This window comes from Nocardioides sp. LMS-CY (genome assembly GCF_018732145.1).
GTDB classification, from domain to species: Bacteria; Actinomycetota; Actinomycetes; order Propionibacteriales; family Nocardioidaceae; genus Nocardioides; species Nocardioides soli.
This window is the reverse complement of the sequence record NZ_CP076104.1, coordinates 4,254,500-4,278,781: the sequence shown is the minus strand read 5'-3', so window position 1 is coordinate 4,278,781 and position 24,282 is coordinate 4,254,500. Positions and strand designations below refer to the sequence as shown.

The window sequence follows — 24,282 nt, the reverse complement described above, 5'->3', positions numbered from 1 at the left end:
AGGGGTGGTCACCGGACGTAACGTGGCTCACATGCGTCCCACCGCGCTCGCGGACTTCCTCCTGCCCGAGGGCTTCACGGCCCCCGGGCCGGCGGCGGTGCTCCGCGAGGGCAGCGCGGTGCTCGAGATCGGCAGGTTCGCGCTGCGCGCGGCCGGCGACCGGCGGGCGCGGCGCGACACGCCGTACGCCGCGCGGGCCGGGGTGCGCCACGGCGATCCGGTGCTGCTCGTGCCCGGCTTCCTCGCCGGCGACGGCACGCTCGGGCTGATGGCCCGGGCCCTGCGGGCGCGCGGGTTCCGCACCTACCGCTCGCACATCCATGCCAACGTCGGCTGCACGCGGGCCGCCGCCGCGCAGCTCGAGGCGCGGCTGGAGGCGATCGCGATGCGGCGCGAGGCGCGGGTGCAGCTGGTCGGGCACAGCCTCGGCGGCATGCTGGCCCGCGGGATCGCGGCCCGCCGGCCCGACCTGGTCTCGGGCGTGGTCACGATGGGCAGCCCGATGCTCGCGCCCGGCGCCCACCACCGCTCGCTGGGCGCGAGCGTCGAGCTGCTGGTGCGGCTCAGCCGGGCCGGCGTACCCGGGCTGATGGCCGAGGACTGCGTCGCGGGGGCGTGTGCTCGGCAGAGCTTCGAGGAGAGCCGGCTCCCGCTGCCGAGTGGGACCGGCAACACCTCGATCTACTCCCGGCGCGACGGCATCGTCGACTGGCGCGCCTGCGTCGACCCGCTCGCCGAGGCGGTCGAGGTGAGCGCGTCCCACCTCGGCATGGCCTTCGACCCCCGCGTCATCGACCTGGTGGTCGACCGCCTCGGGCGTACCTCGCCCTGCTCAGCTGTCGAAGTCGATCGCGGCGAAAGCGCGTAGCTTCTGGAGCTGGTGCTCCGAGGTGATCGAGCGGATCGTGCCGCTGCGCGAGCGCATCACCAGCGAGTGGGTGGTCACCCCGCCGGCGCCGTAGCGCACCCCGCGCAGCAGCTCGCCGTCGGTGATGCCGGTCGCCACGAAGAAGCAGTCGTCGCCGGTGACCAGCAGGTCGGTGGTCAGCACGTGGTCGGGGTTGAGGTCGTGCCCGGCGTCGATCGCCTTCTGGCGCTCGTCGTCGTCCTGCGGCCACAGCCGGCCCTGGATGGTGCCGCCGAGGGCCTTCATCGCGCAGGCGGTGATGATGCCCTCCGGGGTGCCGCCGATGCCGAGCAGCAGGTCGATGCCGGTCTCGGCGCGGGCGGCCATGATCGCGCCGGCGACGTCGCCGTCGGTGATGAACTTGATCATCGCGCCGGTGGCCCGGATCTCGTCGACCAGGGCGGCGTGCCGGGGCCGGTCCAGCAGCACGACGGTCACGTCGCTCGGCGTCTTGCCCTTGGCCTTGGCGACCTGGTGGATGTTCTCCGCGACGGGCAGGCGGATGTCGACGACGTCGGCCGCCTCGGGGCCGGTGACCAGCTTCTCCATGTAGAAGACGGCGGAGGGGTCGTACATCGAGCCGCGCGGCGACACCGCGAGCACCGAGACCGCATTGGTCATGCCCTTCGCGGTCAGCGTGGTGCCGTCGATCGGGTCGACCGCGACGTCGCACTCGGGACCGGAGCCGTCGCCGACCCGCTCGCCGTTGTAGAGCATCGGGGCGTTGTCCTTCTCGCCCTCGCCGATCACGACGATGCCGTCCATGCCGATCGTCGAGATCATCACCCGCATCGCGTTGACCGCGACGCCGTCGGCGCCGTTCTTGTCCCCGCGCCCGACCCACCGGCCGGCGGCCATCGCCGCGGCCTCGGTCACCCGGACCAGCTCCAGAGCGAGGTTGCGATCGGGCGACTGCGGTGCGACGGAGAGGGCATCCGCCTGACGGGGGGAGGAGGGCTCGCTCATGGCCGCGACTCTATCGGTCCTCAGACCGGGTAGACCGAGACCTCCGTGGCCTTGACGCTGAACACCACGTGAAGCCCCGGCACCAGGTCGAGCTCGGCGGCGGCGAGCGGGGTGACGTCGGCGGCGAGGCTCGGCCCGCTCGGTGGGGCCGCGTGCACCCGCACCCGGTCGCCGAGCGGCTCCAGGTCGGTGACCGTCACCGCGATCACGTTGCGCGGACTGCCGGCCGGGGGCTCGTGGTCGCCGTCGCCGTACACCGAGACCGCGCTGGGCCGGAACACCGCCACGGCGGGGGCTCCGGCGGTCGGCTGCTCGCCATCGGACAGGCCCCTGACCTCGATCCCGTCCGGGCCGGCGACGGCACCGTCGCGCCAGGTCCCTCGTACGGCGTTGAGGCCGGCGATCCGGGCGGCGAACGCGCTCCGCGGCCGGGCGAGGACCGTCTGGGTCGGCCCCTCCTCGACGACCCGGCCGTCGTCGACGACCACGACCCGGTCGGCGAGCAGCAGCGCGTCCAGCACGTCGTGGGTGACCAGCACGACGGTCCGGTCGGTCAGCACCCGGCGCAGGGTCTGCCGCAGGGCGGGGCGCACGGCGACGTCGAGGGCGGCCATCGGCTCGTCGAGCAGCAGCAGCCGGGGGTCGGCGGCGAGCGCCCGGGCGACCGCGACCCGCTGGGCCTGGCCGCCGGAGAGCTGGTCCGGCCGGCGGCCGGCCAGCTCGCCGACGCCGACCTCGTCGAGCCACGCGCGGGCGCGCTCGCGAGCGGCGTGCCGCGACACGCCCCTGCTGCGCGGCCCGAACGCGACGTTCTCGAGCGCGCTCAGGTGTGGGAAGAGCAGCGCGTCCTGGGCGAGCAGGGCGATCCGGCGCGCGTGTGGCGGCACCCAGGCGTCCGGGCCGGTCAGCTCGGTGCCGTCGAGGACCACCCGGCCCGCGTCGGGGCGCAGCAGGCCGGCGGCCACGGACAGCAGCGTCGACTTGCCGGCGCCGTTCGGGCCGAGCACGGCGACGGTCTCGCCGGCGGCGGCGTCCAGCGCGACGTCGACGCCACGGTCGTCGACCCGGGCGGTGAGCTGGAGGTCGCTCACAGTCGGGGCGTTCATAGCGCCCCCCGGCCGGGCCGGGCGAAGGTGATCACCAGCACCGCGCCCAGCACCAGCACCAGCGACATCGCGACCGCGGCGTCGGGGTCGGTCACCCGCAGGTTGTAGATGTAGAGCGGCAGCGTGCGGGTGGTGCCCTCCAGGCTGCCGGCGAAGGTGATCGTGGCGCCGAACTCCCCGAGCGCCCGGGCGAAGGACAGCACCGCGCCGGACACCAGCCCGGGCAGCACCAGCGGCAGCGTCACCCGGCGGAAGACCGTCGTCGGCCGGGCGCCGAGCGATGCGGCGACCACCTCGTACCGCTCACCCGCCGTGCGCAGCGAGCCCTCGAGGCTGACCACCAGGAAGGGGAGCGACACGAACGTCTGGGCGAGCACCACCGCGATCGTCGAGAACGCGATCTGGACGCCGATCGCGTCCAGCTGCTCGCCCAGCAGTCCGCGGCGGCCGAACGTGTAGAGCAGCGCGATGCCGCCCACGACCGGTGGCAGCACGAGCGGGAGCAGCACGAGCGACCGGATCACGCCCTGCCCGCGGAAGCTGGTGCGGGCCAGCACCAGCGCCATCGGCACCCCGAACGCCAGGCACAGCAGGGTCGAGGCGACCGACGTCCGCAGGCTGAGCCAGAGCGCGGTCAGCGCCGAGTCGGAGGTGACCAGCGAGAGGAAGCTGTTCCAGTCGACGCGCGAGACCATCCCGGCGAGCGGGAGCATGACCAGCGCCGCGCCGAGGACGGCGGGGACGAAGATCCAGCCGGGGAGTCCGACGTGCCGTTGTCTTCCTGGGGCCACGGGCTAAGGCTGCCCGAAGCCGGCATCCTGGAGGATCTGCTGGCCCGTGTCGCCGAGCACGAACTCGACGAACTGCGCGGCCAGGTCGGACTCGTCGCTGCCGTCGACGGGGGCGATCGGGTAGGTGTTGACGACGTCGCCGGACTCCGGGAACGTCACGCCGTGGACCGCGTCGCCGGCGGCGGTCACGTCGGTCCGGTAGACGACGCCCGCGTCGGCCTCGCCGGAGGTGACCTTGGCGAGCACGTCGGTGACCGACTGCTCCTCGCTCACCGGCTTCAGGGTGACGCCGAGGTTGTCGGCCATCGTCTGGGTGGCGGCCCCGCACGGCACCTCGGGTGCGCAGACGACCAGCTGGAGGCCCTTCGCGGCCAGGTCCTGGAAGCTCGCGACCTCGGCCGGGTTGTCCGGGGGCGTGGCGATCTCGAGGGTGTTGGTCGCGAAGTCCCGGGGGTCCTCGCCGGCCAGGTCGGCGTCCACCAGCTTGTCCATGTTGGCGGTGTCGGCGGAGGCGAACACGTCGGCCTCGGCGCCTTCCTGGATCTGGGTGACCAGGTCGGAGGAGCCGCCGAAGCTGAACTCGACCTCGACGCCGTCGTGCGCCTTCTCGAACTCGTCGCCGATCTGCTCGAAGGTCGAGGTGAGCGACGCCGCGGCGTACACCGTCAGCGTCGTCGTCCCGCCGTTCCCGGCCTCCCCGTCGTCGTCACCCCCGCAGGCGGCCAGGGGGAGGACCAGGGCGAGGACGGCGGGCAGCAGGACCAGCTTGCGCAGGGGCTTGTTCACGGGCGCTCCACGATCACGTTGGTGGACTTGACGGACGCGATGGCTCGCACACCGGGCTCGAGGCCGAGCTCCTCGGCCGCCTCGGTGCTCATCAGCGAGACCATCCGGTAGGGGCCGCAGACCAGCTCGACCTGGGCCATCACCCGGTCCTTGACCACCTTCGTGACGATGCCGGACAGCCGGTTGCGCGCGCTCACCGCGGCCGCGCGGGTGGCCTCCCGGTCGGGATGTTCGGCCAGCGACTCGGCGAAGGCCGCCAGGTCGGCGCCGGGCACGACCGTGCGGCCGTCTTCCTTGGTGCTGGCCACGCGGCCGGCCTCGACCCAACGTCGCATGGTGTCGTCGCTGACGCCGAGCAGCTCGGCCGCTTCCGCGATCCGGTATGTCGTCACGCGGTGATCATGCCGTAGATGCGGGCGTTTGTGTCAATTTCGTCCGCAGATGCGCTAACTCGTCAGGCTCAACGCGAGCACCGCGACGATCAGGCTGACCGGCGTGAGGAGCAGCGAGACCCGGTGGAACGCCCGCAGCGAGGGCGGGTGCCCGAGCCGGATCAGGCCGCGGCGCCAGAGCAGGTTGGCCAGCGAGCCGGTGTAGCTGAGCCCCGAGCCGATGTTCAGCCCGAGCAACGCGGCGAGGACGGCGCTGTCGCCGCGGGGCGCCAGCAGCGGCACGAGGAGCAGGGTCGCCGAGAGGTTCGTGAACAGGTTGGCGAGCAGGGTGGCGAGCAGCGCGATCGCCAGCAGGGCGCCGAAGCCGGAGCCGGAGGGCAGCACCTCGGCGACGCGGTCGCCGAGGACGCCGGTCGCGATGCCGGCGACCACGAGGCCCAGGCACAGCACGAACAGCGCGAAGGCGGGGTGGGCGGCGTCGACGGCGTCGCGGACCGCCAGCAGGCCGCGGCGCCGCGCCCACCAGACCAGCGCCGCCGCGGCGACCCCGGACACCCAGCACGGCGCGATGCCGAACGGTGAGGCCACCGCGAAGCCGACCAGCATCAGGCCCACCACGACCAGCGGCACCAGCGGCAGCGCGGTGGTCCCGGTCGGACCGCCCGGCGCCGGCGACTCGGCGAGCTCCCGGCGGAAGAGCAGCCGCAGCCCGACGTACTCGACGACGAGCACGACCGCGAGCACCGGAGCCATCCGGACCGCGAACTGCCCGAAGGTGAGGTCGAGGTGCGGCATCGCCAGCAGGTTGGTGAGGTTGGAGACCGGCAGGAGCAGCGAGGCGGAGTTGGCCATCCGTAGGCAGGCGTGTGCGCCGGGGCGGTACGACGTGCCCGCGCCGACCGCGGCGGTGACGACGACCGGGGTGAGCAGCACGACCGTGGCATCGAGGCTCAGCACGGCGGTCACCGCCGCGGCGAGCAGGAAGACACCGGTGAAGATCGGCAGCGGCCGGCCGCGACCGGCGTCGCGGATCAGGCCCGCCGCCGCCATGAACAGTCCGGAGCGTCCGCAGACGTCGGCGACGACCAGGATCGTGACCAGGAAGAGCACGACCGGGCCGAGGTGGCGGAGCGTGTCCTCGACGTCCGGCCACGCCAGCACGCCGGTCGCGAGGGTGGCGGCCGCCGCGAGCAGCCCGACCAGTGCCTCGACCCGGCCCGACGGATGGGCGTATGCCGTCACCAGCAGGGCGACGAGCGCCGCGACGGGGATCACGTCGACGACCGGCACGGAGCGACCCTAGGTCACCGGCCCTGGGCCGACCTGTGAGGATGTTTCCGGAAGAGGAGGTCCTGCGTGAGCGAGGAGACGCAGACCGGGAAGCCCGGTCGCTACCAGCGGTCGTTCGGTGGCCTGATCGGGTCGATGATCGTGCTGGTGCTGGTCGTCCTGGGCATCGTCGCCTTCCGCGGGACCTTCCGTGACACCCCGGAGTACCAGCCGCCGGACATCGACTACCGCGAGATGGTCGTCAGCATCCAGCAGCTCGGCCTCGAGCCGGTCTACCCGCCGCGGCTCCCCGACGGCTGGTCGGTCAAGGACGCGTCGTTCGACTCCGGGGACCGCCCGGCCGTCGACATGGTGTTCACCACCGACGACGAGCGCACCGCCGGCGTACACCAGGAGGACGAGTCCGAGCGCGCCCTGCTCGGCACGTACGTCGGCGACGGCGTCCGTGAGAACGGCGACACCCTCACCACCCCGGTCGGCACCTGGACCGGTTGGGACGACACCGACACCGACCACGCCTGGACCGCCGAGGTCGGCGACGACACCGTGCTCGTCTACAGCTCGGGCGACCCCGAGGCGCTGCGTGCGTTCGTCGAGTCGCTGACGAGCGAGCCGTTGCAGCCGTAGCCCTGGTCGGCGTTCGGTCGGTCGGCGGCGCCGGTCAGCGGTGAGCAGGCAACCTTTCCGGAGCCGGCAATGGTTGCTGGCTCACCGCCGGGCTGGGCCAGCGCGAACGAAGCGGCTCGTCAGCCCGCGCCGCCGGTGACATCGCTGTAGCCCTCGAGTCGCTTCCCGGCCTCGACGTACTCGAACGGGAGGTCGGTGCGGCCCCACCACGGCAGGGTGGCGATCTTCGTGGCCTGCTCGAGGTCGAGCACCGGATGGTCGCGATGCGCACCGCCGTGCGGCCGAACTGTTGCAGCCTGGCGGCGATCAGTCCTGGTCGGCGTCCTCAGCGCCGTCGCCGTCGCCGGCATCGATCGCGGCGTCGAGGCGCTGCCGGGCGCCGTCGAGCCAGTCCTGGCAGATCGTGGCGAGCTGCTCGCCGCGCTCCCAGAGGGCGAGGGACTCCTCGAGCGTGGTGCCGCCGGTCTCGAGGGCGCGGACCACCTCGACCAGCTCCTGGCGCGCTTCCTCGTAGGAGGGCGTCTCGGCGCGCTCCCGGTCAGTCTTCTTGGCCATCGGTCTCCCCGTCGATCCTCTCGGTGCTCGTGGTGGTGGCGCGGATCCGGCCGTCGGCGACCCGGACGCTGATCCGCTGCTTGGCGGCGACGTCGCCGACCGAGGTGAGCACGTGTCCGTCGGCGTCCTGGACCACGGCGTACCCGCGCTGCAGCGTCGCGAGCGGGGAGAGCGCCCGTGCTCGGGCGCGCTGGTGGCCGACGTCGTCGGCAGCCCGGTCGAGCGAGTGGCGCAGGCAGCGGCGCGCCCGGTCGCGGAGCTGGTGCACCTCGTCGAGCCGTGCGTCGAGCAGGGTGCGCGGGTCGGCGAGGGCCGGCCTGGAGCGCAGCGCGTCGAGGCCGGCCTGCTCGCGGGAGATCCAGCCCGCCAGGGCGCCGCGGATCCGCTCGCGGGCCCGCACGACGTTGCGGACCTCGTCGGCGACGTCGGGCACCACGAGCTTGGCGGCGTCGGTCGGAGTGGAGGCGCGCACGTCGGCGACCAGGTCGAGCAGCGGCTGGTCGGGCTCGTGGCCGATCGCGGACACGAGCGGGGTGCGCACCCTCGCGACGGTCCGGATCAGGCCCTCGTCGGAGAACGGCAGCAGGTCCTCGACGGACCCGCCGCCCCGGGCGACCACGATGACCTCGACGGCGGCGTTGCGGTCGAGGCGCTCGACCGCCTCGATCACCTCCGCCGCCGAGCGCGGCCCCTGCATGGCGGCGTACGCCACCTCGAACCGGACCGCCGGCCAGCGCCGCCGGGCGTTCTCGAGCACGTCTCGTTCGGCGGCGCTGTTGGGTGCGGTGACCAGGCCGACCGTGCCGGGCAGGAACGGCAGCGGACGCTTGAGCTCGGCCGCGAAGAGACCCTCGGCGGCGAGCAGCTGGCGGCGGCGCTCGAGCCGGGCGAGCAGCTCGCCGAGGCCGACCATCCGGATGTCGCGGGCGTAGAGCGAGATCGTGCCGCGGTTGGCGTAGTAGGAGGGCTTGGCGTGCACCACGATGCTGGCGCCCTCGACCAGCGGCGGGTTCAGCCCGTCGAAGAGGGTGCGCGAGCAGGTGACGGTGAGCGAGATGTCGGCGACCGCGTCGCGCAGGGTCATGAAGACGGTGCTCATGCCGGGCCGGCGGTTGACCTGGGCCACCTGGCCCTCGACCCACACCGCGCCGAGCCGGTCCACCCAGCCCGCGATCGCGTTCGCGATCTGGCGGACCGGTGCCGGCGACTCGGGGGAGGTGTCGAGGGCCATGCCCGGGAGATTAGGGGATGGCACCGACCTCCCTAGACTGGACGCCATGACGACCGACATGGGCATGCCGCCGATCCTGTCACCGGAGGCGGCCGACAAGGCCGTCCTGCTGGCGGCGCCACGGGGCTACTGCGCCGGCGTCGACCGCGCGGTCATCACGGTGGAGAAGGCGCTGGACCTGTACGGCGCCCCCGTCTACGTGCGCAAGCAGATCGTCCACAACAAGCACGTCGTCTCCGACCTCGAGTCGCGCGGCGCGATCTTCGTCGAGGAGCTCGACGAGGTGCCGACCGGCGCGACCGTCGTCTTCTCCGCCCACGGCGTCTCGCCCGAGGTGCACCGCCAGGCGGAGGAGCGGTCGCTGAAGACCATCGACGCGACCTGCCCGCTGGTGACCAAGGTCCACCACGAGGCCAAGCGGTTCGCCGGCGAGGACTACGACATCCTGCTGATCGGCCACGCCGGCCACGAGGAGGTCGAGGGCACCGCCGGAGAGGCGCCGGACCACATCCAGCTCGTGCAGAGCCCCGCCGACGTGCCCGGGATCGTCGTGCGCGACCCGAAGCGGGTCGCCTGGCTCTCGCAGACCACGCTGTCGGTCGACGAGACCCTGGAGACGGTGGCGGCGATCCGGGCCCGGTTCCCCGAGCTGCTCGACCCGCCCAGCGACGACATCTGCTACGCCACCCAGAACCGCCAGCTCGCGGTCAAGGAGATCGCCAGCGAGTCCGACCTGGTGATCGTGGTGGGCTCGGGCAACTCGTCCAACTCCGTGCGCCTGGTCGAGGTCGCGCTCGAGGCCGGGGCGAAGGCGGCCCACCGCGTCGACGACGCCTCCGAGATCGACGAGTCCTGGCTCGACGGCGTGAGCACCGTCAGCGTCACCTCCGGCGCGAGCGTGCCCGAGGCGCTGGTGCAGGGTGTGCTGGCGCTCCTGGCCGAGCGCGGCTACCCGGACGCCCAGGCGGTGCACAGCGCCGAGGAGTCGCTGATCTTCGCCCTGCCCAAGGAGCTGCGTCGCGACCTCAAGGCCGCGGGACGAGCGTGAGTCGCTGACGATGGCGCGGTACGTCGACGTCCACCCGGACAACCCTCAGTCGCGGCTCCTCGGCCAGATCGCCGACGCGCTGCGCGGCGACCAGCTGATCGCCTACCCGACCGACTCGGGCTACGCGCTCGGCTGCCAGCTCGGCAACCGCGACGGTCGCGACCGGATCCTGCGCATCCGCGGCCTCGACGACCGGCACCACTTCACGCTGATGTGCAAGGACTTCGCCCAGCTCGGCCAGTTCGTGCAGATCGACAACTCGGCGTTCCGGGCGATCAAGTCCGCCACGCCCGGCCCGTACACGTTCATCCTCCCGGCCACCCAGGAGGTTCCGCGGCGGCTGATGCACCCGAAGAAGCGCACCGTCGGCGTCCGGATCCCCGATCACGTCTTCGTGCAGGCGCTGCTTGGCGAGCTCGGCGAGCCGCTGCTCACGAGCACGCTGATCCTCCCCGGCGAGGACGAGCCGCGCAGCCTCGGCTGGGAGATCAAGGAGGAGCTCGACCACCAGGTCGACCTCGTCATCGAGGCCGGCGAGACGCTGGCCGAGCCGACGACCGTCGTCGACTGGTCGGAGGGCTACCCCGAGGTGGTGCGGGTCGGCGCCGGTGACCCGGAGCGGTTCGCGGCCTGAGTGCCGTGCCGGTGCAGCACCCGGTGGCGTACGGCGAGCACGCCCAGGCTCAGCCCGTAGCCGACGATCAGCGCGCCCGCGTGGTGGCCGAGGCCGGTGACGACCGACTGCACCACGCCGTCCCCCGCGTCGGCGACGGCGTCGGGCCGGATCACGCCCAGGAACGTGAAGGTGCCGACCATCAGCAGCGGGGGCAGCACGCCGACGGTGAAGAAGTCGCGGGGCCGGACCAGCAGCGCCAGCGCCACGCAGAGCAGCACGAAGCAGAGGTCGAAGAGCACCCCCACCGAGCCGAACACGAGCAGGTCGAGGACAGCGGCGGTCAAGGTGACCGCCACTCCCAGGACGGCCACCTGACGGCCGGGCTCGTGCCCCTCCTCCCAGAGGGTCCGCTGGCTCACAGGGCCACGCTAGGGTCCCTCGCGTCGCCGTCATCGGCGGCGCGCCGGTCGACCGCGTGCAGTCCGACCGCGGTGGCGCCACCGGCGGACCTGGCCGCGGCCTCCACCTGACGGGGCGTGGGCAGGTCGCCGAAGCGGCGGGCCGAGACCAGCACCCGCGACTCCAGCGATCCCACGGTCTGGTTGTAGTGGCCGACCGCCGCGTTGAGGGAGCGTCCGAGCTGGTCGAGGTGGCCGGTCATGCTGGTCAGCCGCTCGTGGAGCTCGCGTCCGACCCGGTGGATCTCCCGGGCCTGGTCGGCCAGCGCCTCGTGGCTCCAGCCGTGCGCGACGGTGCGCAGCAGCGCGATCAGGGTCGTCGGCGTGGCGAGCACGACCTGCCGCGCAGCGGCGTACTCGATCAGCGACGGGTCCGCGTCGAGCGCGGCCGCGAGGAACGACTCGGCGGGCACGAACAGCACCACGAACTCGGGGCTCTCGGGCAGGGACCGCCAGTACTGCTTGCCGCCGAGCGCGTCGACGTGGGTACGCAGCTGCCCGGCATGGCGGCGCAGGTGGTGGCGGTGCTCGTCGGGGTCGTCGGTCGACGTCGCGTCGAGGTAGGCGTCGAGCGGCACCTTGGCGTCGACCACCACACTCCGGCCGCCGACCAGCCGGACCACCAGGTCGGGCCGCCGGGCGCCGTCGTCGAGCCGGACCTGCTCGGCGAAGTCGCACCGGTCGACGAGCCCGGCCAGCTCGACCGCCCGGCGTAGGTGCAGCTCGCCCCAGCGGCCGCGCACCTGCGGCTTGCGGAGCGCGGTCGCCAGCGACCTGGTCTCCCGCTGGAGCTGCTCGACCTGGGTGTCGAACTGCCCCTGCCAGGTCGCCCGCGCCCGGTCGAGGTGGTGCATCTGGTCGCTGAGCCGGTCCAGGCCCTGCATCACCTCGGCCTGGTCGACGAGGCCGGCGGCGTACCGCTGCACGGCGACGGGGCGCGAGCGCGCCCACAGCAGCCCGACGACCGCGCCGATCGCCAGACCGACCAGCAGCGTGAGGAAGAGCGTCAGGATGTCCATGGGGCCAGCATGGAGGTGGCCACCGACAGTGGTGTCTCGACGACGGAGGTCAATCGAGGTCGACGACCACGGGCGCGTGGTCGGAGGCGCCCTGGCCGGCCCGCTCCTCCCGGTCGACGAACGCGCCGGTCACCCGCGCGGCCAGTGACGGTGAGCCGAGCACGAAGTCGATGCGCATGCCGCGGTTGCGCTCGTAGCGCTGCCGGTAGTAGTCCCAGTAGGTGTAGGTGTCCGGCTCGGGGGCGTGCGGCCGGACGACGTCGACGTACCCGTCGTCGAGGAACGCCTGGAACGCCGCGCGCTCGGGCGGGGTCACGTGCGTCGACTTCGCGAACTGCTTGATGTCGAAGACGTCGTCGTCGGTGGGTGCGATGTTCCAGTCGCCGACGAGCGCCGTGGGCTGGTCGCGCCAGTCGGCTGCGGCCTCGCGCAGCCGGGCCAGCCAGTCGAGCTTGTAGACGTAGTGCGGGTCGTCGGGCTTGCGCCCGTTGGGCACGTAGAGCGACCAGATGCGGACGCCGGCGCAGGTCGCGCCGATCGCCCGCGACTCGACCTCCGCGACCTCGCCCCATCCCGGCTGGCCCGGGAAGCCGGTCGTCACGTCTTCGAGGCCGACCCGGCTCAGGATCGCCACGCCGTTCCACTGGTTGACCCCGGCCGCGGCCACGTCGTACCCCCGCGCCTCGAGGCCCATCAGCGGCAGCTGGTCCTCGCGGGCCTTGGTCTCCTGGAGGGCCAGCACGTCGACCTGGTGCCGGTCGAGGAACGCCTCGACGCGGTCGATGCGGGAGCGGAGGGAGTTGACGTTCCAGCTGGCGATGCGCACGGCCGCCACCCTAGTGACCAGGCCGGAGCCGGTGTCCGTCCGTATCCTGCTGCCGTGGCCCAGCTGACCTCGATCCACCGCTTCCCGGTCAAGTCCTGCCGCGGGGAGTCGGTCGACTCGGCCCTGGTCGAGCCGTGGGGGCTGTCGGGTGACCGGCGCTGGATGGTCGTCGACGAGGCGGGCACCGTGATCACCGCCCGCGAGGTGAACCGGATGCTGCTGATCGACCCGGTCCTCACCGGCGACGGTCTGCTGGTGACCGCGCCGGACCTGCCGCCGCTGTCGGTGCCGACACCCGACCCCGCGGCCCAGGTCGCGGTCGAGATCTGGGCCTCGCGGCTGACCGCCGCGCCGGCCGGGCCGGAGGCCGACGCGTGGTTCGGCAAGGCGTTGGGGTGCCCGGCCCGGCTGGTCCACCTCGACGACCCGACCCGTCGCCCCACCGACCCGCGCTTCAGCGGACCCGACGACCGCGTGTCGTTCGCCGACGGCTATCCGCTCCTGCTGGCCACCGAGGAGTCCCTGGCCGCGCTCAACGACGTCGTCCTCGAGTCGTCCGGTGGCGGCCACGCGCCGCTGCCGATGACCCGGTTCCGGCCCAGCGTCGTCGTCTCCGGGGTCGCCGCCTGGGCGGAGGACGACTGGCGCCGGATCCGGATCGGCGAGGCGACCTTCCGGGCGGTCAAGGGCTGCGCCCGCTGCGTGATGACGACGGTCGACCCGGACACCGCCGTGCGCGAGAAGGAGCCGATCGCCTCCCTGGCCCGGATCCGCCGCTGGGACGGCGCGACCTGGTTCGCGATCAACCTGGTGCCGGACACGCCGGGAGCGACGATCCGGGTCGGCGACGAGGTCGAGGTGCTCGAGGCGGTGCCCCCGGGAGCGGGACCGATCCGACCGGCCCGCTGAGCGCCGTCGGCGGATTGGGGCACCGTCGTACGCCGCCCGTAGACTCGCCGCCCGTGGCACTCACCATCGGCATCGTCGGGCTCCCCAACGCGGGCAAGTCCACCCTCTTCAACGCGCTGACCAAGAACGACGTCCTGGCGGCGAACTACCCGTTCGCCACGATCGAGCCGAACGTCGGCGTCGTCGGGGTGCCGGACGACCGGCTGCCGAGGCTGGCCGAGATCTTCGGATCCTCCCGGCTGCTGCCCGCGACCGTTGAGTTCGTCGACATCGCGGGCATCGTCCGCGGCGCGTCCGAGGGGGAGGGGCTGGGCAACAAGTTCCTCGCCCACATCCGCGAGTCGGCCGCGATCTGCCAGGTGACCCGGGTCTTCCGCGACGAGGACGTCACCCACGTCGACGGCGAGGTCAACCCCGCCAACGACATCTCCACCATCCAGACCGAGCTGATCCTCGCCGACCTGCAGACGGTCGAGAAGGCGATCCCGCGGCTGGAGAAGGAGGCCCGCGGCAAGAAGGAGCTGGCCGCCAACCTCGCCGCCGCCCGGGAGGCGCTGGCCGCGCTCGAGGCCGGCACCCCCATCATCGCGACGTCCATCGACCGCGCCCTGATCCGGGAGCTGTCCCTGCTCACGGCCAAGCCCTTCATCTACGTCTTCAACTGCGACGCCGACGAGCTGGCCGACGAGGCGCTCAAGGCGCGCATGCAGGAGATCGTCGCCCCGGCCGAGGCGATCTTCCTCGACGCGAAGTTCGAGGCCGAGCTGGTCGAGCTCGACGACGACGAGGAGGCCCGCGAGATGCTCGCCGAGATGGGCGTCGACGAGCCCGGGCTCGAGGTGCTCGCCCGGGTCGGCTTCGACACCCTCGGCCTGCAGACCTACCTCACCGCCGGTCCCAAGGAGACCCGCGCCTGGACGATCTCGAAGGGCGCGACCGCCCCCGAGGCCGCCGGCGTCATCCACACCGACTTCCAGCGCGGCTTCATCAAGGCCGAGATCGTCTCCTTCGACGACCTGGTCGAGCTCGGCTCGATGGCCAAGGCCAAGGAGGCCGGCAAGGTCCGCATGGAGGGCAAGGACTACGTCATGCAGGACGGCGACGTCGTGGAGTTCCGCTTCAACGTGTGACCCGGCGCGGTCGCGCGGGTCCCGCCGCCGCGCGGCTGCGGCAGGGATGCGGCAGCCACGCGGCGGCTTCTGACGGTGGGTGTCGTCAGCGCTCGAGGTCCCCGGGCTTGACCTCGGCCACCTGCTTGACGTTGAAGCGGCCCTCGTAGATCGGGCCCTCGCCGGTCGTCGGGCCCTGGTACTGCAGGAAGAGGATCCGGCAGCCGTTCTCCGTGTGCATCTCGTACTCGAAGTGCGGGTCCTGCATGTACACGAGGTCACCCTGGTGCAGGACGGTGTCGCCGTAGGTGCACTCGCCCTCGACCACGAACCACATCTGCGCGAAGTCGTGCTTGTGGAGCGGGAAGCCGGAGCCCGGCAGGTAGTTGATGATGCCCGCGTTGGGCTGGGTCGGGTCCTCGTCGCTGGGGTGGAACACCATCTGCGTGGTGTTCTTGAAGCGCCCCATCTTCGGTTCGACGTCATCGGGCCGACGGATGATCGGGGCGTTGTGCGTCTTGCGCGCCTCGTCGACCGTCGGTGCCTGCGTAGTCGTCATCAGAGTCTTCCTCTCGCGGGTGACCGGACATCTGCTCGCGCCCGGATTGACTATTGTTCAACTCTGTCGAACGATGTTCGATAAAGTTGACCCGAGTGAAGCCCGTCGTCCCACGCCTTGTCAACCGGTGATTCGCGAGGGATCCGGCGCGACCTCAAGCTTGCGTGCTTGACGTGCGTCACACCGTCATGCCACGGTTTCGTCCATCAACAGAACGGTGTTCAACTATGGAGAACGTCAAGACGTCACGTTCGGTCGAACGTGCACTCACCATCCTCCGCACCCTGGCGCAGGAAGGAGGTCCGCTCGGCATCAGTGAGCTCGCGCGCCGCACCGGATGTTCGAAGAGCACCGTGCACCTGAGCCTCCAGACGATGCGCGCCATGAAGTTCGTCGAGCAGGACCCGACGAGCGGCTACTACGTCCTCGGCCTGGCGGCCGCGCAGCTCGGCGCCGCCGCCACGGACAGCTCGCGCCTCGTCGAGGCGCTGAGCGGGCCGATGCACGACCTGGCGACCTTGTCGGCGGAGGCGGTCTCGCTCGGCGTCCGGACCGGGGGAGAGGTCACCTTCGTCAAGCGGGTCGAGACCGCACACGTGCTGAGGACCGGTATCCGGGAGGGCACCAGCATGCCCCTGCACGCCTCCGCTTGCGGCAAGGCCCTGCTGACCGGCCTGACCGATGACGAGATCGTCCAGCTCTTCCCGGACGAGCGGATCCCGTATCACGCCCGCGGAACGGAGACGACCCGTGCCGACCTGCTCGCCGAGGTCCGAGAAGCGCGCCGCCTGGGCTACGCGACCAGCCACGACGAGTTCGTCGACGGCGTCTCCGCCGCCGCGGCGCCGGTCGTCATCGGTGGCCGAGTCGTAGCCGCGGTCAGCATCGCCGGTCCCACCACCAGGTTCCGGGCGAACCTGTGGACCAACGAGCTCCGGCGACTCGTCAACGATCCCGCGCTCGACGCCGACGATGACGAGGGCGCCTCGGCATGACGACCTCGAACCTCCTGCTCGCCTCGATCGGAACGGTGCTGACCGGATCGATCGAGAGCCCCATCGAGCCTGCCGACTCGATCCTCGTCGAGGACGGTCGGATCGCCGCGGTCGGCACGGGCCTCCGAGCGCCGCTCGGTGTCCCGGTGCTCGACTGCGGGGGCGCGACGGTGCTACCCGGCCTGATCGACAACCACGTGCACCCGGTCTTCGGCGACTACACCCCACGACAGTCGCAGTCGAACTACCTCGAGGGCTTCGTGCACGGCGGCGTGACCTCGGCGGTGTCCGCCGGGGAGGTGCATCTCCCCGGGCGTCCCAAGGACGTCGCCTCGACCAAGGCGCTGGCGCTCCTGGCGTCGAGCAGCTTCCGCAACTTCCGTCCGTCGGGGCTCCGCGTTCATGGCGGAGCGCTCATGCTCGAGCCGGGCCTCCAGGAGTCCGACTTCGAGGAGCTCGCGGCCGCCGGCGTCAACCTCGTCGGTGAGATCGGCATCTCCGGAGTACAGGACCCGGAGGAGGCGGCTCAGATGACGAGGTGGGCCCAAGCGGTCGGCATGACCGTCATGGTGCACGTCGGCGGCAAGTCGGTGCCGACCAGCCGCACCGTCGACGCCGCCTTCTGCGCCGCGGTGCGGCCGGACATCGCCGCCCACGTGAACGGTGGACCGACCGCACCCGCGCTGGCGGATGTCGAACGCATCCTCGACACCACCGAGGCGAGCATCGAGGTCGTCTTCAACGGCAACCCGCGCGCCGCCGTCGACGTGACGCGTCTGGCGATCGCGCGCAACGCGGTCGAGCGGCTGGTCCTCGGCACCGACTCGCCCGCAGGCGCCGGAATCGCCCCGGCCGGGATCTTGCGCACGATGTCCCTCCTGTGCGCCATGGGCGGCCTGCCCGCACCTCTCGCCGTGGCCTGCGCGACTGGCAACACCGCTCGTGCCAGACGCCTCGACACCGGTCGCCTCGCCGTGGGCGCCCCGGCCGACCTGCTCGTCGCAGACACCCCCGACGGGTCGCACGCACCGGACTTCAGCTCCGCCCTCGAGACCGGCGACACCCCGGCGGTGGCGGCGGTCGTCATCGGCGGCGAGCTCGTCGTCACCAGAAGTCGCAACACCGCACCGCCCAAGAGGACGAGCCAGCTCGGCAGCGGCGTCCTCACCGCGTACTAGGAAGCAACGATCAGAAGGACGAACCCATGACCCGGAACCATCACCCGAGACACTCAGTGCGCCGACGCTTGCAGCTGAGCGTCGCCGTCCTCGCCGCGGCCGCACTCCTAGCAGCCTGCGGAGGCGATTCGGAGGGCAGCGTCGGCTTCGAGCTCAAGCACGAGGCCGCCGAGTCCCCGGCCGCCACGGACCTTCCCGAAGCAGAGGACGGTGTCGGCACGATCAAGATCGCCTCGCTCCCCATCCCGCACAACGCTCAGTTCATCGCCCTTCCCGAGTTCGCGAAGAAGTACGGCCTGGACGTCGAGTGGCAGTCCTTCCAGCGATACTCCGACACGCAGCTGGCGGTCGCCAAGGGTGACGTCGCCGTCGCCGCTGCCGGCTATCACACCGTCGCTCTCGACACCGCGCCGACCGGGGTGTCGATCGTCGCCGGTGGCAACTCCGGTGCCCAGGCACTCGTGCTGAGGCCGGACGCCGAGGTCGACGACTGGAACGATCTCGCCGGACTCAAGATCGGGGTGGCTCCGAACAGCGGACCGGACATCCAGTTCCAGCTCTCGGCACGCGAGGCCGGCTTCGACCCCAACTCGATCGAGCGGGTCAACTTCACCACCCTCGGGCCGGCCACGCTGACCGGTCTTCGCAACGAGGAGATCGACGGCATCCTGTGCTGGGAGGTCATCTGCGCGCAGGCCGTCGAGAACGGGAGCGCCGTCTACTCGTCGCTCGACATCGGCGCCAACGACACCCAGAACGCGAACACGCTGGCGCTGGCGAACGACGACTGGCTGGCCGACTACCCGAACGCCGCCACCTTGCTGGTCCGTGCCTACGTCGACGCCGTGGACTACTTCAACGAGTATCCCGACGAGCTGGTCGCCCTGATGATGCAGGAGACCGGAGCGCCCGCCGAGGTCGTCGAGGAGTCGCTCAACTCCATCACCCTGGAGTGGCAGCTCTACCGTGATCGGGCCCTGGCCACCGCTCGCGCGTACAACGAGCTCGGCGTCTCCAAGCGCGACATGTCCGACGTCGTCGAGGACAGCCTCGATTACACCTACCTGATGAACGCGACCGGCCTGTCGAAGACCGAGGTCGGCCAGTGAGTGCCGCGACGAGGTCGCCCGAGGTCATGGCAGGACCACCGATGCCGAGTTCCGAAGCCGGTGCCGAGCCCCGGGGATCGAGGCTGACGCGACTCGTCGCGGGCTCTGTGCGGCGGGTGGACCCGCTGGCCTTCGTCACGCCGATCGTCGTCGTCCTGGTCTGGCAGGCGGTCGTGTCCTTCGACCTGGTCGACACCGAGTACCTGCCCACGCCGTTGGAGGTCGCCGACGCCACCTGGGGCTGGGTGTTCGGCTCGGTCGACGCGCAGCCTCTCTACAACGGCACCTGGCTCGAGCATGCGCTCGCCAGCAGCCAGCGGGTGATCTACGGGTTCGCGCTCGGGGGGCTCAGCGGCGCGGCGATCGGATGCATCATCGGCTGGTCGAGGATCGGGAGCAGGCTCCTCGACCCCTTCTTCCAGATCCTTCGTCCGATCCCGATCACGGCCTGGCTGCCCTTCATGGTGGTCTTCTTCGGAACCAAGGCCATCTCCGCGATCGGGCTCATCGCTGTGGGTGCCTTCTTCCCGGTCATGCTCAACACCGTCCATGGTCTGCACCACGTAGCGCCGCTGCAGCTCCGAGCCGCCCAGATGCTCGGCTGCACCGGCCGGCTGCGCCTGCTGATGCGCGTGGGACTGCCGGCCGCGTTGCCCGCGATCTTCACCGGCCTGCGACTCGGGATCGGGCTGTCGTGGGTCCTGGTGATCGTCGCCGAGATGGTGGCGGTGAAGTCGGGGTTCGGCTACGTGATGTGGGACGCGTACTACTTCGTGCGGCTCGACGTCATCGTCGCGGCCATGCTCTCCGTCGGTCTCATGGGCTACCTGTTCGACCGGCTTGTCGTCATGATCGAGCGCCGCCTGTGCGCCTGGACCGTCGCCTGAGCGACAGAAAGAAGGCATGAGCGATGTCGATCGTCGATGTCCGACAGCTCAGCAAGCGCTACCCCGCTCGCGCCGGTCACGGACCGGTGCTCGCACTCGACGGCGTGGAGCTGTCCGTCGAGGAAGGCGAGATCGTCTGCATCGTCGGACCCTCCGGATGTGGCAAGACCTCGCTGCTGAACATCCTGGCCGGGTTCGAGGACGCCACGAGCGGTGCGGCGCTCTTCAAGGGCGCACCCATCCAAGGGCCCAGTCCCGACCGAGGGGTGGTGTTCCAGGAGGCCGCCCTCTTCCCGTGGCTGTCGGCCCGCCGCAACGTGGAGTTCGGCCTGGTGGAGAAGCGGATGCCGAAGGCCGAACGTCACAGCACGTCCCTCGAGTACCTGAGACTCGTGGGCCTCGAGGCAGCGGCGGACCGGCTCCCCGCCGCGCTCTCGGGTGGCATGCGGCAGCGCGTCGCACTCGCCCGGTCGCTGGCCAACGGCGCCACCGTGCTGCTGCTCGACGAGCCCTTCGCGGCCCTCGACGCCCAGACCAAGGCGCAGATGCACGGCGAGCTCCTCCGCATCTGGGAGACCATGCGCACGACCATGGTCCTCATCACGCACTCGATCGACGAGGCGGTCGCGCTCGCCGATCGGGTCGTGGTCATGGCCCCCAATCCCGGCCGGATCGTCACTCAGTTCCGGATCGACCTCGACCGGCCCCGGGACGACACGTCGCATCCGTTCAACGAGTACAAGAGGGAGATCCGGCAGGTCATCAACGACTGCACGCGGTCGGTGGCGTTGTGAGCTCGCCCCGTCCGCTGGCGAAGGGCCTGTCCCTGTATCCGTCCCGACCGGTCCAGGAGACGCGGCGACTCGCCTGTCTCGCCGAAGAACTGGGCTACAGCCACCTGTGGTTCGGTGACTCCCAGAACATCTGGAGAGAGGCCTACACCTCCATGGCGGCGAGCGCCGTCGACACCTCGCGCATCACCATCGGCACCGCCGTCACCAACGGCGTCACGCGGCACAGGTCCGTCGTCGCCTCCAGCTGGTCGACCCTGCACGAGCTGGCCGGAGGGCGGGTCGCGGCCGGGTTCGGAGTGGGTGACTCGGCCCTGCACACCATGGGTGCGACCCCCATGAAGGTGGCCGAGCTGGAGCACCTCGTCGGCGACCTGCGCACGCTCTGGCGGGGACGGGAGGTGCGGGCGCCCGGCGGCGAGAGCGGCTACCGGCTCGCGTACCTCCCCGAACCGGTCGAGGTGCCCGTCTACATCGCCGCCTCGGGGCCGCGACTCCTCGAGCTGGCCGGTCGTGTCGCGGACGGGGTCATCCTGCTCGTCGGCACGGACTCCGATGCCGTGAGCTCGGCCCTGGCCGTCCTCGGCGAGGCGGCGGCGGAGGCGGGACGAAGCCTGTCCGACATCGACATCGTGCTGTGGGCACCGACCGCCATCGACGACGACCCGGACCGGGCGCGCGACCGCGTGCGCGCGCACGTCTCCCGAACCGTCCTCCGGCCGATCCGGGTGGACCTGTCGGAACGCGAGCTGGCAGCCATCGAGGCCATCCGGAAGCACTATGACTACTACGACCACATGGTGCCGGGCTCGGACCACTCCCGCCTGGTCATCGACGAGCTGGTGGACCGGTTCGCTCTCGCAGGGAGCCGAGCGGAGGTCGGGGACCGGTTGAAGCACCTCGAGGGGCTCGGCGTCACCCAGGTGGGGATCATCCCCTTCGGGGAGTCGAACGACTCCATCGATCAGGTGATCCGCGACTTCTCGGGCCTCTGATGCCCACCACGCCGGTGGCTCCGAACCCGCGTCGTCCGCACCGGCAGCTGCCGTGGCCCTGTTTCCGGGGCAACGACCTCGTCGCGCACTCCCACACCGAACGGGTGATCAGCGCGGAACGCCTGGGACCGGATCTCTACCGTCTCGGTCTGCAGTGCCCCTTCGACCCGTCGAGGCACGATCTCGACATCACTGTCGTGAGTCGAGCCGCTCCGGACGAGGACCACGATGCCGGAGGAAGGGTGGTCTCTGTTCAACTGACGGTGAGCCGCTCGGGTATCTCGGGAAGGGCGTTCGTGGAGACCGCCCGCGGTGTCCGGCCGCGACCCAGCGGACTCGCGCAAGCGATGACCTCGCTCGTGCAGGGCGTCCATGGGACCGTGCTGTTCCGACTGTCCGGCGGGGCCGACTAGGAACGCTGTCTTCTGGTCTGCCTTCTGCCCGGCCCGAGCCGACCCCGATGGGCCACCGACACCAAGACGGTCAGAGCAGCGTGAGCAGGGGCCGTGGATCGGGCGCGTCGCCGGGCGCCTGCAGCACCACCGTGTCGGCTCCGGCCGCGGCCAGCTCGCCGATCCAGCCGCGGACGTCGCCGGCGTCCGGCGCCACCTCGGTGTACGCCGCGACATGGGCGCGCGGGCCGACCGCGGCCCGCGCGCGGCGGACGACGTCGGGATCGGTGACGCTGTCGAGCAGTACGCCGTCGGAGACCTCGCCGGCGAGCGAGACGGTGCGCGGGCCGCGCGCGCCGACCAGCAGCCGCGGCGGTGGTGCGGGCGGCCAGTCGAGGGCGACGGCGTCGAGCTGCACGTAGCGCCCGGACACCGACACCGTCTCGCCCCGCAGCAGGTCGCGGACGGCCAGCGTGTGCTCGTGCAACAGCGTCACGGGCGATTCCGCGCGGGCGCCGACCTGACCCATCCACGCCTGCACGCCGTGGCCGAGCGCCACGACGAGTCGGCCGGGGAAGAGGCGAGCCAGCGTCGCGATCTCCATCGCGGCGAGCGCGGGGTTGCGCAGCGGGACCGGCAGCAGCCCGATGCCGACCCGCACCCGCGACGACCAGGCCAGCGCCGCAGCGGCCGTCGTCAGGCCGCCCTCGAGGAAGCAGTCCTCCCAGAGCCACAGCTCGTCGACGTCGGAGGCGTTCACCGCCTCGACGACGGCGCGCAGCTCCTCGGGCGGGGACTGGGGACGGAAGACGACGCCGGTCGCGGTCATGTCGTCACGGTCTCATCTGCCGCCGACGGTCCGCGGACGCAGCGTGAGCAGCTGCTCGGCCCGGCCGACCGGACCCGACTCGTCGTGCAGCACCGTCGCGGTGAGTCCGTGCCCGCTCGGCCCCCACGTCACGGTCGTGTCCAGCCCGACCCACGGCCCCGACGGTGACCGGAAGAGGTGGATCGTCAGGTCGAGGTTGGGGAAGAGCCACTCCTCGGGCGAGCGCCGGACCGCGATCCCGTTGGCGGTGTCGACGAGCCCGACGTACGCCGCCAGCTCGCTGACCTCCTCGTCGGGGAGCAACGGGTGGGGCGTCGACACCCAGGCCGTGGTGCGGCCGGGCAGCGGCGGCGCCAGCGTGCGTACGTCGAGCGAGGCGATGTAGCCGCCGGGCCAGAGCTCGGCCATCGCCCAGGGTGCCGCGGTGTCGGGGCCCGCCAGCGGCTCGGGCAGCCCGCCGGCGACCACGGAGGTGTCGGTCGCGGCGAGCCGCCAGGCGCGGGCGCGGAGCACGGTCCGGCCGCGCCAGGTGGCCATGGCCTCGAGCAGCTCGATGGTGCGACCCGCTCGGACCACGGCGACGTCCGTCTCGAACTCCTCGACCCCGACCACGCCGAGGATGTCGAAGGAGATGCGGCCCAGCACGAGGCCGTCGTCGCCGCGCGCCGCGGCGTACCGCTCCAGCTCGTGGGCGACGAGGCCGTGGAGCGGGCTGATGTGCTGCTCGGTCGTCGACCAGGCCCCGCTCGTCAGGTCGGTGGCGCGGAAGCGCCCCTCGCCGAGGCGGACGAAGTACGACGTCGCTCCGCTCATGCGGCACCTGACGCGCTGCCCTGGATGATTCGCTCCCTGCGCTCGCTCATGCCGCCACGCTTTCATCCGACCCTAGACTCGATGGACGTGACCCACTCCGAGCCCAGGCTGCGGCCCGGCATCCGCGCCCTCGACCGGTTGTTCAAGGCCGCGCCGTCGCTCTCGGTGGCCCGGATGACGCCCAACCAGCTCGCGAAGGTGCAGGCGTCGGTCATCCCCGACGGCGGCCCGGCCGCGCTCGTCCTCGGCCGTCCTCGCAAGGGCGTGGACATCCGCACGACCACTTTCGTGGGTCGACACGGCGACCTGCCGCTGCGGATCTACACCCCGGAGGCGTGGTCGCGGACGTCGCGGCCGCTGGTGCTGAACTTCCACGGCGGCGGGTTCGTGCTCGGCAGCGCCCGTCAGGGCGACTGGATCTGCAGCACCGTCGCCGCGGACCTCGACGCGGTGGTGGTCTCGGTCGACTACCGGCTCGCGCCGGCGCACAAGTACCCCGCCGCGGTCGAGGACTGCTACGACGCCCTGCTCTGGACCGCCGCGCACGCGGCGGACCTGGGCGGCGACCCCGCCCGCATCGGGGTGATGGGCGACAGCGCGGGCGGCAACCTGGCGGCCGTCATCTCGATCGTCGCCCGCGACGAGCAGGGCCCGGCCATCGGCCACCAGACGTTGATCTACCCGGCGACCGACATGACCGACGCGGCGCTCGAGGACGCGTCGGTCGTCGCGAACACCCGCGGCATCGTGCTCAGCAACGACGACATCCAGATCTTCCGCGACCACTACCTCGACCCCACCGCCGACCGGACCGACCACCGCCTGTCGCCGGTGCGGGCCACCGACCTGTCCGGGCTGCCGCCGGCCGTCGTCGTGGTGGCCGGCCTCGACCCGCTGCACGACAGCGGCGTCCGCTACGCGCAGGCGCTCGCGGACGCCGGGAACGCGGTGACCGTCGAGGACTTCCACCAGATGCCGCACGGGTTCCTGAGCTTCCCGTACTTCGCGCACGCCGCCCGGCCCGCCATGGCCGCGATCGTCGAGTCCCAGCGGGCCGCCCTCGGCTGAGACGCTGATCCGTCGTGCCGGCGGGTGCCG

At 71.9% G+C, this 24,282-nt stretch carries 28 protein-coding genes; 13 read left to right on the top strand and 15 right to left on the bottom strand.

What is annotated here, in order from left to right:
- Nucleotides 1–31 precede the first annotated feature (31 nt).
- Entirely contained in the window at nucleotides 32–868 is an 837-nt protein-coding gene (locus KM427_RS20310) for an esterase/lipase family protein (RefSeq protein ID WP_183591614.1), read from the top strand.
- On the opposite strand, the gene glpX is transcribed toward KM427_RS20310, so the two are convergent.
- From glpX to KM427_RS20280, 6 genes are read right to left on the bottom strand one after another with little or no spacing between them, the layout of a single operon-like run.
- Nucleotides 833–1,873, bottom strand: a complete 1,041-nt coding sequence (glpX, locus tag KM427_RS20305; RefSeq protein WP_215525104.1) for a class II fructose-bisphosphatase — start codon at nucleotides 1,871–1,873, stop codon at nucleotides 833–835. The two genes, KM427_RS20310 and glpX, sit on opposite strands and share 36 nt — an antisense overlap.
- A gap of 20 nt (nucleotides 1,874–1,893) precedes the next feature.
- Nucleotides 1,894–2,979, bottom strand: a complete 1,086-nt coding sequence (locus tag KM427_RS20300; RefSeq protein WP_215525103.1) for a sulfate/molybdate ABC transporter ATP-binding protein — start codon at nucleotides 2,977–2,979, stop codon at nucleotides 1,894–1,896.
- Nucleotides 2,976–3,770 (bottom strand): ABC transporter permease, encoded by a 795-nt coding sequence (locus tag KM427_RS20295; RefSeq protein WP_353846975.1) that lies wholly within the window; start codon nucleotides 3,768–3,770, stop codon nucleotides 2,976–2,978. Before KM427_RS20295 ends, KM427_RS20300 begins: the two co-directional genes overlap by 4 nt.
- A 3-nt stretch (nucleotides 3,771–3,773) precedes the next feature.
- A complete protein-coding gene (modA, locus tag KM427_RS20290) occupies nucleotides 3,774–4,556 on the bottom strand; it encodes a molybdate ABC transporter substrate-binding protein (protein WP_252274706.1) in 783 nt (260 codons plus the stop codon).
- A complete protein-coding gene (locus KM427_RS20285; RefSeq protein WP_183591611.1) occupies nucleotides 4,553–4,948 on the bottom strand; it encodes a TOBE domain-containing protein in 396 nt (131 codons plus the stop codon). Before KM427_RS20285 ends, modA begins: the two co-directional genes overlap by 4 nt.
- 54 nt (nucleotides 4,949–5,002) lie before the next feature.
- Nucleotides 5,003–6,238 (bottom strand): SLC13 family permease, encoded by a 1,236-nt coding sequence (locus KM427_RS20280; protein ID WP_215525102.1) that lies wholly within the window; start codon nucleotides 6,236–6,238, stop codon nucleotides 5,003–5,005.
- A 66-nt stretch (nucleotides 6,239–6,304) separates the two neighbouring features.
- On the opposite strand from KM427_RS20280, the gene KM427_RS20275 reads away from it, so the two are divergent.
- Nucleotides 6,305–6,865: a DUF4245 family protein gene (locus tag KM427_RS20275; protein ID WP_215525101.1), complete on the top strand. Its 561-nt coding sequence runs from the start codon at nucleotides 6,305–6,307 to the stop codon at nucleotides 6,863–6,865.
- Between the two features lie 119 nt (nucleotides 6,866–6,984).
- Here the strand turns inward: KM427_RS20275 and KM427_RS25760 are convergent, their stop codons facing one another.
- Genes KM427_RS25760 through xseA form a run of 3 tightly spaced genes read right to left on the bottom strand, consistent with a single transcriptional unit; the run spans nucleotide 6,985 to nucleotide 8,651 of the window.
- Nucleotides 6,985–7,116, bottom strand: a complete 132-nt coding sequence (locus KM427_RS25760; protein WP_286674208.1) for a hypothetical protein — start codon at nucleotides 7,114–7,116, stop codon at nucleotides 6,985–6,987.
- 55 nt (nucleotides 7,117–7,171) lie between these two features.
- Nucleotides 7,172–7,420 (bottom strand): exodeoxyribonuclease VII small subunit, encoded by a 249-nt coding sequence (locus KM427_RS20270; protein ID WP_215525100.1) that lies wholly within the window; start codon nucleotides 7,418–7,420, stop codon nucleotides 7,172–7,174.
- On the bottom strand, nucleotides 7,404–8,651 hold the full coding sequence (gene xseA, locus KM427_RS20265) for an exodeoxyribonuclease VII large subunit (RefSeq protein ID WP_215525099.1): 1,248 nt from the start codon (nucleotides 8,649–8,651) through the stop codon (nucleotides 7,404–7,406). The genes KM427_RS20270 and xseA overlap by 17 nt, the downstream gene beginning before the upstream one ends.
- 46 nt (nucleotides 8,652–8,697) lie before the next feature.
- On the opposite strand from xseA, the gene KM427_RS20260 reads away from it, so the two are divergent.
- On the top strand, nucleotides 8,698–9,699 hold the full coding sequence (locus KM427_RS20260) for a 4-hydroxy-3-methylbut-2-enyl diphosphate reductase (protein WP_183591606.1): 1,002 nt from the start codon (nucleotides 8,698–8,700) through the stop codon (nucleotides 9,697–9,699).
- 10 nt (nucleotides 9,700–9,709) lie between these two features.
- Nucleotides 9,710–10,333, top strand: coding sequence for an L-threonylcarbamoyladenylate synthase (locus KM427_RS20255; protein ID WP_215525098.1), 624 nt, complete (start codon nucleotides 9,710–9,712; stop codon nucleotides 10,331–10,333).
- On the opposite strand, the gene KM427_RS20250 is transcribed toward KM427_RS20255, so the two are convergent.
- Genes KM427_RS20250 through KM427_RS20240 form a run of 3 tightly spaced genes read right to left on the bottom strand, consistent with a single transcriptional unit; the run spans nucleotide 10,279 to nucleotide 12,618 of the window.
- Nucleotides 10,279–10,734 carry a DUF6542 domain-containing protein gene (locus KM427_RS20250; RefSeq protein WP_215525097.1) on the bottom strand — a complete coding sequence of 152 codons (456 nt, stop codon included), beginning with the start codon at nucleotides 10,732–10,734 and terminating at the stop codon, nucleotides 10,279–10,281. The two genes, KM427_RS20255 and KM427_RS20250, sit on opposite strands and share 55 nt — an antisense overlap.
- A complete protein-coding gene (locus KM427_RS20245) occupies nucleotides 10,731–11,792 on the bottom strand; it encodes a DNA recombination protein RmuC (protein ID WP_215525096.1) in 1,062 nt (353 codons plus the stop codon). The genes KM427_RS20250 and KM427_RS20245 overlap by 4 nt, the downstream gene beginning before the upstream one ends.
- 49 nt (nucleotides 11,793–11,841) lie before the next feature.
- Nucleotides 11,842–12,618 (bottom strand): exodeoxyribonuclease III, encoded by a 777-nt coding sequence (locus tag KM427_RS20240; RefSeq protein WP_215525095.1) that lies wholly within the window; start codon nucleotides 12,616–12,618, stop codon nucleotides 11,842–11,844.
- 54 nt (nucleotides 12,619–12,672) lie between these two features.
- Here KM427_RS20240 and KM427_RS20235 point away from each other — a divergent pair, with 54 nt between their 5' ends.
- Complete coding sequence (locus KM427_RS20235; protein ID WP_215525094.1) at nucleotides 12,673–13,527, top strand: MOSC domain-containing protein; 855 nt, start codon at nucleotides 12,673–12,675, stop codon at nucleotides 13,525–13,527.
- A gap of 53 nt (nucleotides 13,528–13,580) precedes the next feature.
- Nucleotides 13,581–14,657 carry a redox-regulated ATPase YchF gene (ychF, locus tag KM427_RS20230; RefSeq protein WP_215525093.1) on the top strand — a complete coding sequence of 359 codons (1,077 nt, stop codon included), beginning with the start codon at nucleotides 13,581–13,583 and terminating at the stop codon, nucleotides 14,655–14,657.
- Between the two features lie 85 nt (nucleotides 14,658–14,742).
- On the opposite strand, the gene KM427_RS20225 is transcribed toward ychF, so the two are convergent.
- Entirely contained in the window at nucleotides 14,743–15,195 is a 453-nt protein-coding gene (locus KM427_RS20225) for a cupin domain-containing protein (RefSeq protein ID WP_183591599.1), read from the bottom strand.
- 227 nt (nucleotides 15,196–15,422) lie between these two features.
- On the opposite strand from KM427_RS20225, the gene KM427_RS20220 reads away from it, so the two are divergent.
- The 6 genes from KM427_RS20220 to KM427_RS20195 all read left to right on the top strand — a co-directional run bounded on the left by KM427_RS20220 (nucleotide 15,423) and on the right by KM427_RS20195 (nucleotide 21,150).
- Nucleotides 15,423–16,190 carry an IclR family transcriptional regulator gene (locus KM427_RS20220; RefSeq protein ID WP_215525092.1) on the top strand — a complete coding sequence of 256 codons (768 nt, stop codon included), beginning with the start codon at nucleotides 15,423–15,425 and terminating at the stop codon, nucleotides 16,188–16,190.
- The gene (locus KM427_RS20215) at nucleotides 16,187–17,368 is read left to right on the top strand and encodes an amidohydrolase family protein (protein WP_183591597.1); all 1,182 of its coding nucleotides are present in this window, start codon (nucleotides 16,187–16,189) and stop codon (nucleotides 17,366–17,368) included. Before KM427_RS20220 ends, KM427_RS20215 begins: the two co-directional genes overlap by 4 nt.
- A gap of 68 nt (nucleotides 17,369–17,436) precedes the next feature.
- A complete protein-coding gene (locus KM427_RS20210) occupies nucleotides 17,437–18,477 on the top strand; it encodes an ABC transporter substrate-binding protein (RefSeq protein WP_183591596.1) in 1,041 nt (346 codons plus the stop codon).
- A gap of 41 nt (nucleotides 18,478–18,518) precedes the next feature.
- Nucleotides 18,519–19,364 carry an ABC transporter permease gene (locus KM427_RS20205; protein ID WP_183591595.1) on the top strand — a complete coding sequence of 282 codons (846 nt, stop codon included), beginning with the start codon at nucleotides 18,519–18,521 and terminating at the stop codon, nucleotides 19,362–19,364.
- 23 nt (nucleotides 19,365–19,387) lie between these two features.
- Entirely contained in the window at nucleotides 19,388–20,158 is a 771-nt protein-coding gene (locus tag KM427_RS20200) for an ABC transporter ATP-binding protein (protein ID WP_215525091.1), read from the top strand.
- Entirely contained in the window at nucleotides 20,155–21,150 is a 996-nt protein-coding gene (locus KM427_RS20195) for an LLM class flavin-dependent oxidoreductase (protein ID WP_215525090.1), read from the top strand. The genes KM427_RS20200 and KM427_RS20195 overlap by 4 nt, the downstream gene beginning before the upstream one ends.
- A gap of 483 nt (nucleotides 21,151–21,633) precedes the next feature.
- On the opposite strand, the gene KM427_RS20190 is transcribed toward KM427_RS20195, so the two are convergent.
- Together KM427_RS20190 and KM427_RS20185 are read right to left on the bottom strand one after the other, a co-directional pair.
- Entirely contained in the window at nucleotides 21,634–22,371 is a 738-nt protein-coding gene (locus KM427_RS20190) for an LLM class flavin-dependent oxidoreductase (protein ID WP_215525089.1), read from the bottom strand.
- Nucleotides 22,372–22,383: 12 nt separating this feature from the next.
- Nucleotides 22,384–23,184, bottom strand: a complete 801-nt coding sequence (locus tag KM427_RS20185; protein WP_215525088.1) for a thioesterase family protein — start codon at nucleotides 23,182–23,184, stop codon at nucleotides 22,384–22,386.
- 87 nt (nucleotides 23,185–23,271) lie between these two features.
- Here KM427_RS20185 and KM427_RS20180 point away from each other — a divergent pair, with 87 nt between their 5' ends.
- Complete coding sequence (locus tag KM427_RS20180) at nucleotides 23,272–24,252, top strand: alpha/beta hydrolase (RefSeq protein ID WP_215525087.1); 981 nt, start codon at nucleotides 23,272–23,274, stop codon at nucleotides 24,250–24,252.
- Nucleotides 24,253–24,282: the final 30 nt, after the last annotated feature.

Coding starts and splice junctions, on each gene's coding strand:
- KM427_RS20310 (WP_183591614.1), top strand. CDS start 32: ATGCGTCCCACCGCGCTCGCGGACTTCCTCCTGCCCGAGGGCTTCACG.
- glpX (WP_215525104.1), bottom strand. CDS start 1,873: ATGAGCGAGCCCTCCTCCCCCCGTCAGGCGGATGCCCTCTCCGTCGCA.
- KM427_RS20300 (WP_215525103.1), bottom strand. CDS start 2,979: ATGAACGCCCCGACTGTGAGCGACCTCCAGCTCACCGCCCGGGTCGAC.
- KM427_RS20270 (WP_215525100.1), bottom strand. CDS start 7,420: ATGGCCAAGAAGACTGACCGGGAGCGCGCCGAGACGCCCTCCTACGAG.
- xseA (WP_215525099.1), bottom strand. CDS start 8,651: ATGGCCCTCGACACCTCCCCCGAGTCGCCGGCACCGGTCCGCCAGATC.
- KM427_RS20260 (WP_183591606.1), top strand. CDS start 8,698: ATGACGACCGACATGGGCATGCCGCCGATCCTGTCACCGGAGGCGGCC.
- KM427_RS20255 (WP_215525098.1), top strand. CDS start 9,710: ATGGCGCGGTACGTCGACGTCCACCCGGACAACCCTCAGTCGCGGCTC.
- KM427_RS20245 (WP_215525096.1), bottom strand. CDS start 11,792: ATGGACATCCTGACGCTCTTCCTCACGCTGCTGGTCGGTCTGGCGATC.
- KM427_RS20225 (WP_183591599.1), bottom strand. CDS start 15,195: ATGACGACTACGCAGGCACCGACGGTCGACGAGGCGCGCAAGACGCAC.
- KM427_RS20220 (WP_215525092.1), top strand. CDS start 15,423: ATGGAGAACGTCAAGACGTCACGTTCGGTCGAACGTGCACTCACCATC.
- KM427_RS20215 (WP_183591597.1), top strand. CDS start 16,187: ATGACGACCTCGAACCTCCTGCTCGCCTCGATCGGAACGGTGCTGACC.
- KM427_RS20205 (WP_183591595.1), top strand. CDS start 18,519: ATGCCGAGTTCCGAAGCCGGTGCCGAGCCCCGGGGATCGAGGCTGACG.
- KM427_RS20200 (WP_215525091.1), top strand. CDS start 19,388: ATGTCGATCGTCGATGTCCGACAGCTCAGCAAGCGCTACCCCGCTCGC.
- KM427_RS20190 (WP_215525089.1), bottom strand. CDS start 22,371: ATGACCGCGACCGGCGTCGTCTTCCGTCCCCAGTCCCCGCCCGAGGAG.
- KM427_RS20185 (WP_215525088.1), bottom strand. CDS start 23,184: ATGAGCGGAGCGACGTCGTACTTCGTCCGCCTCGGCGAGGGGCGCTTC.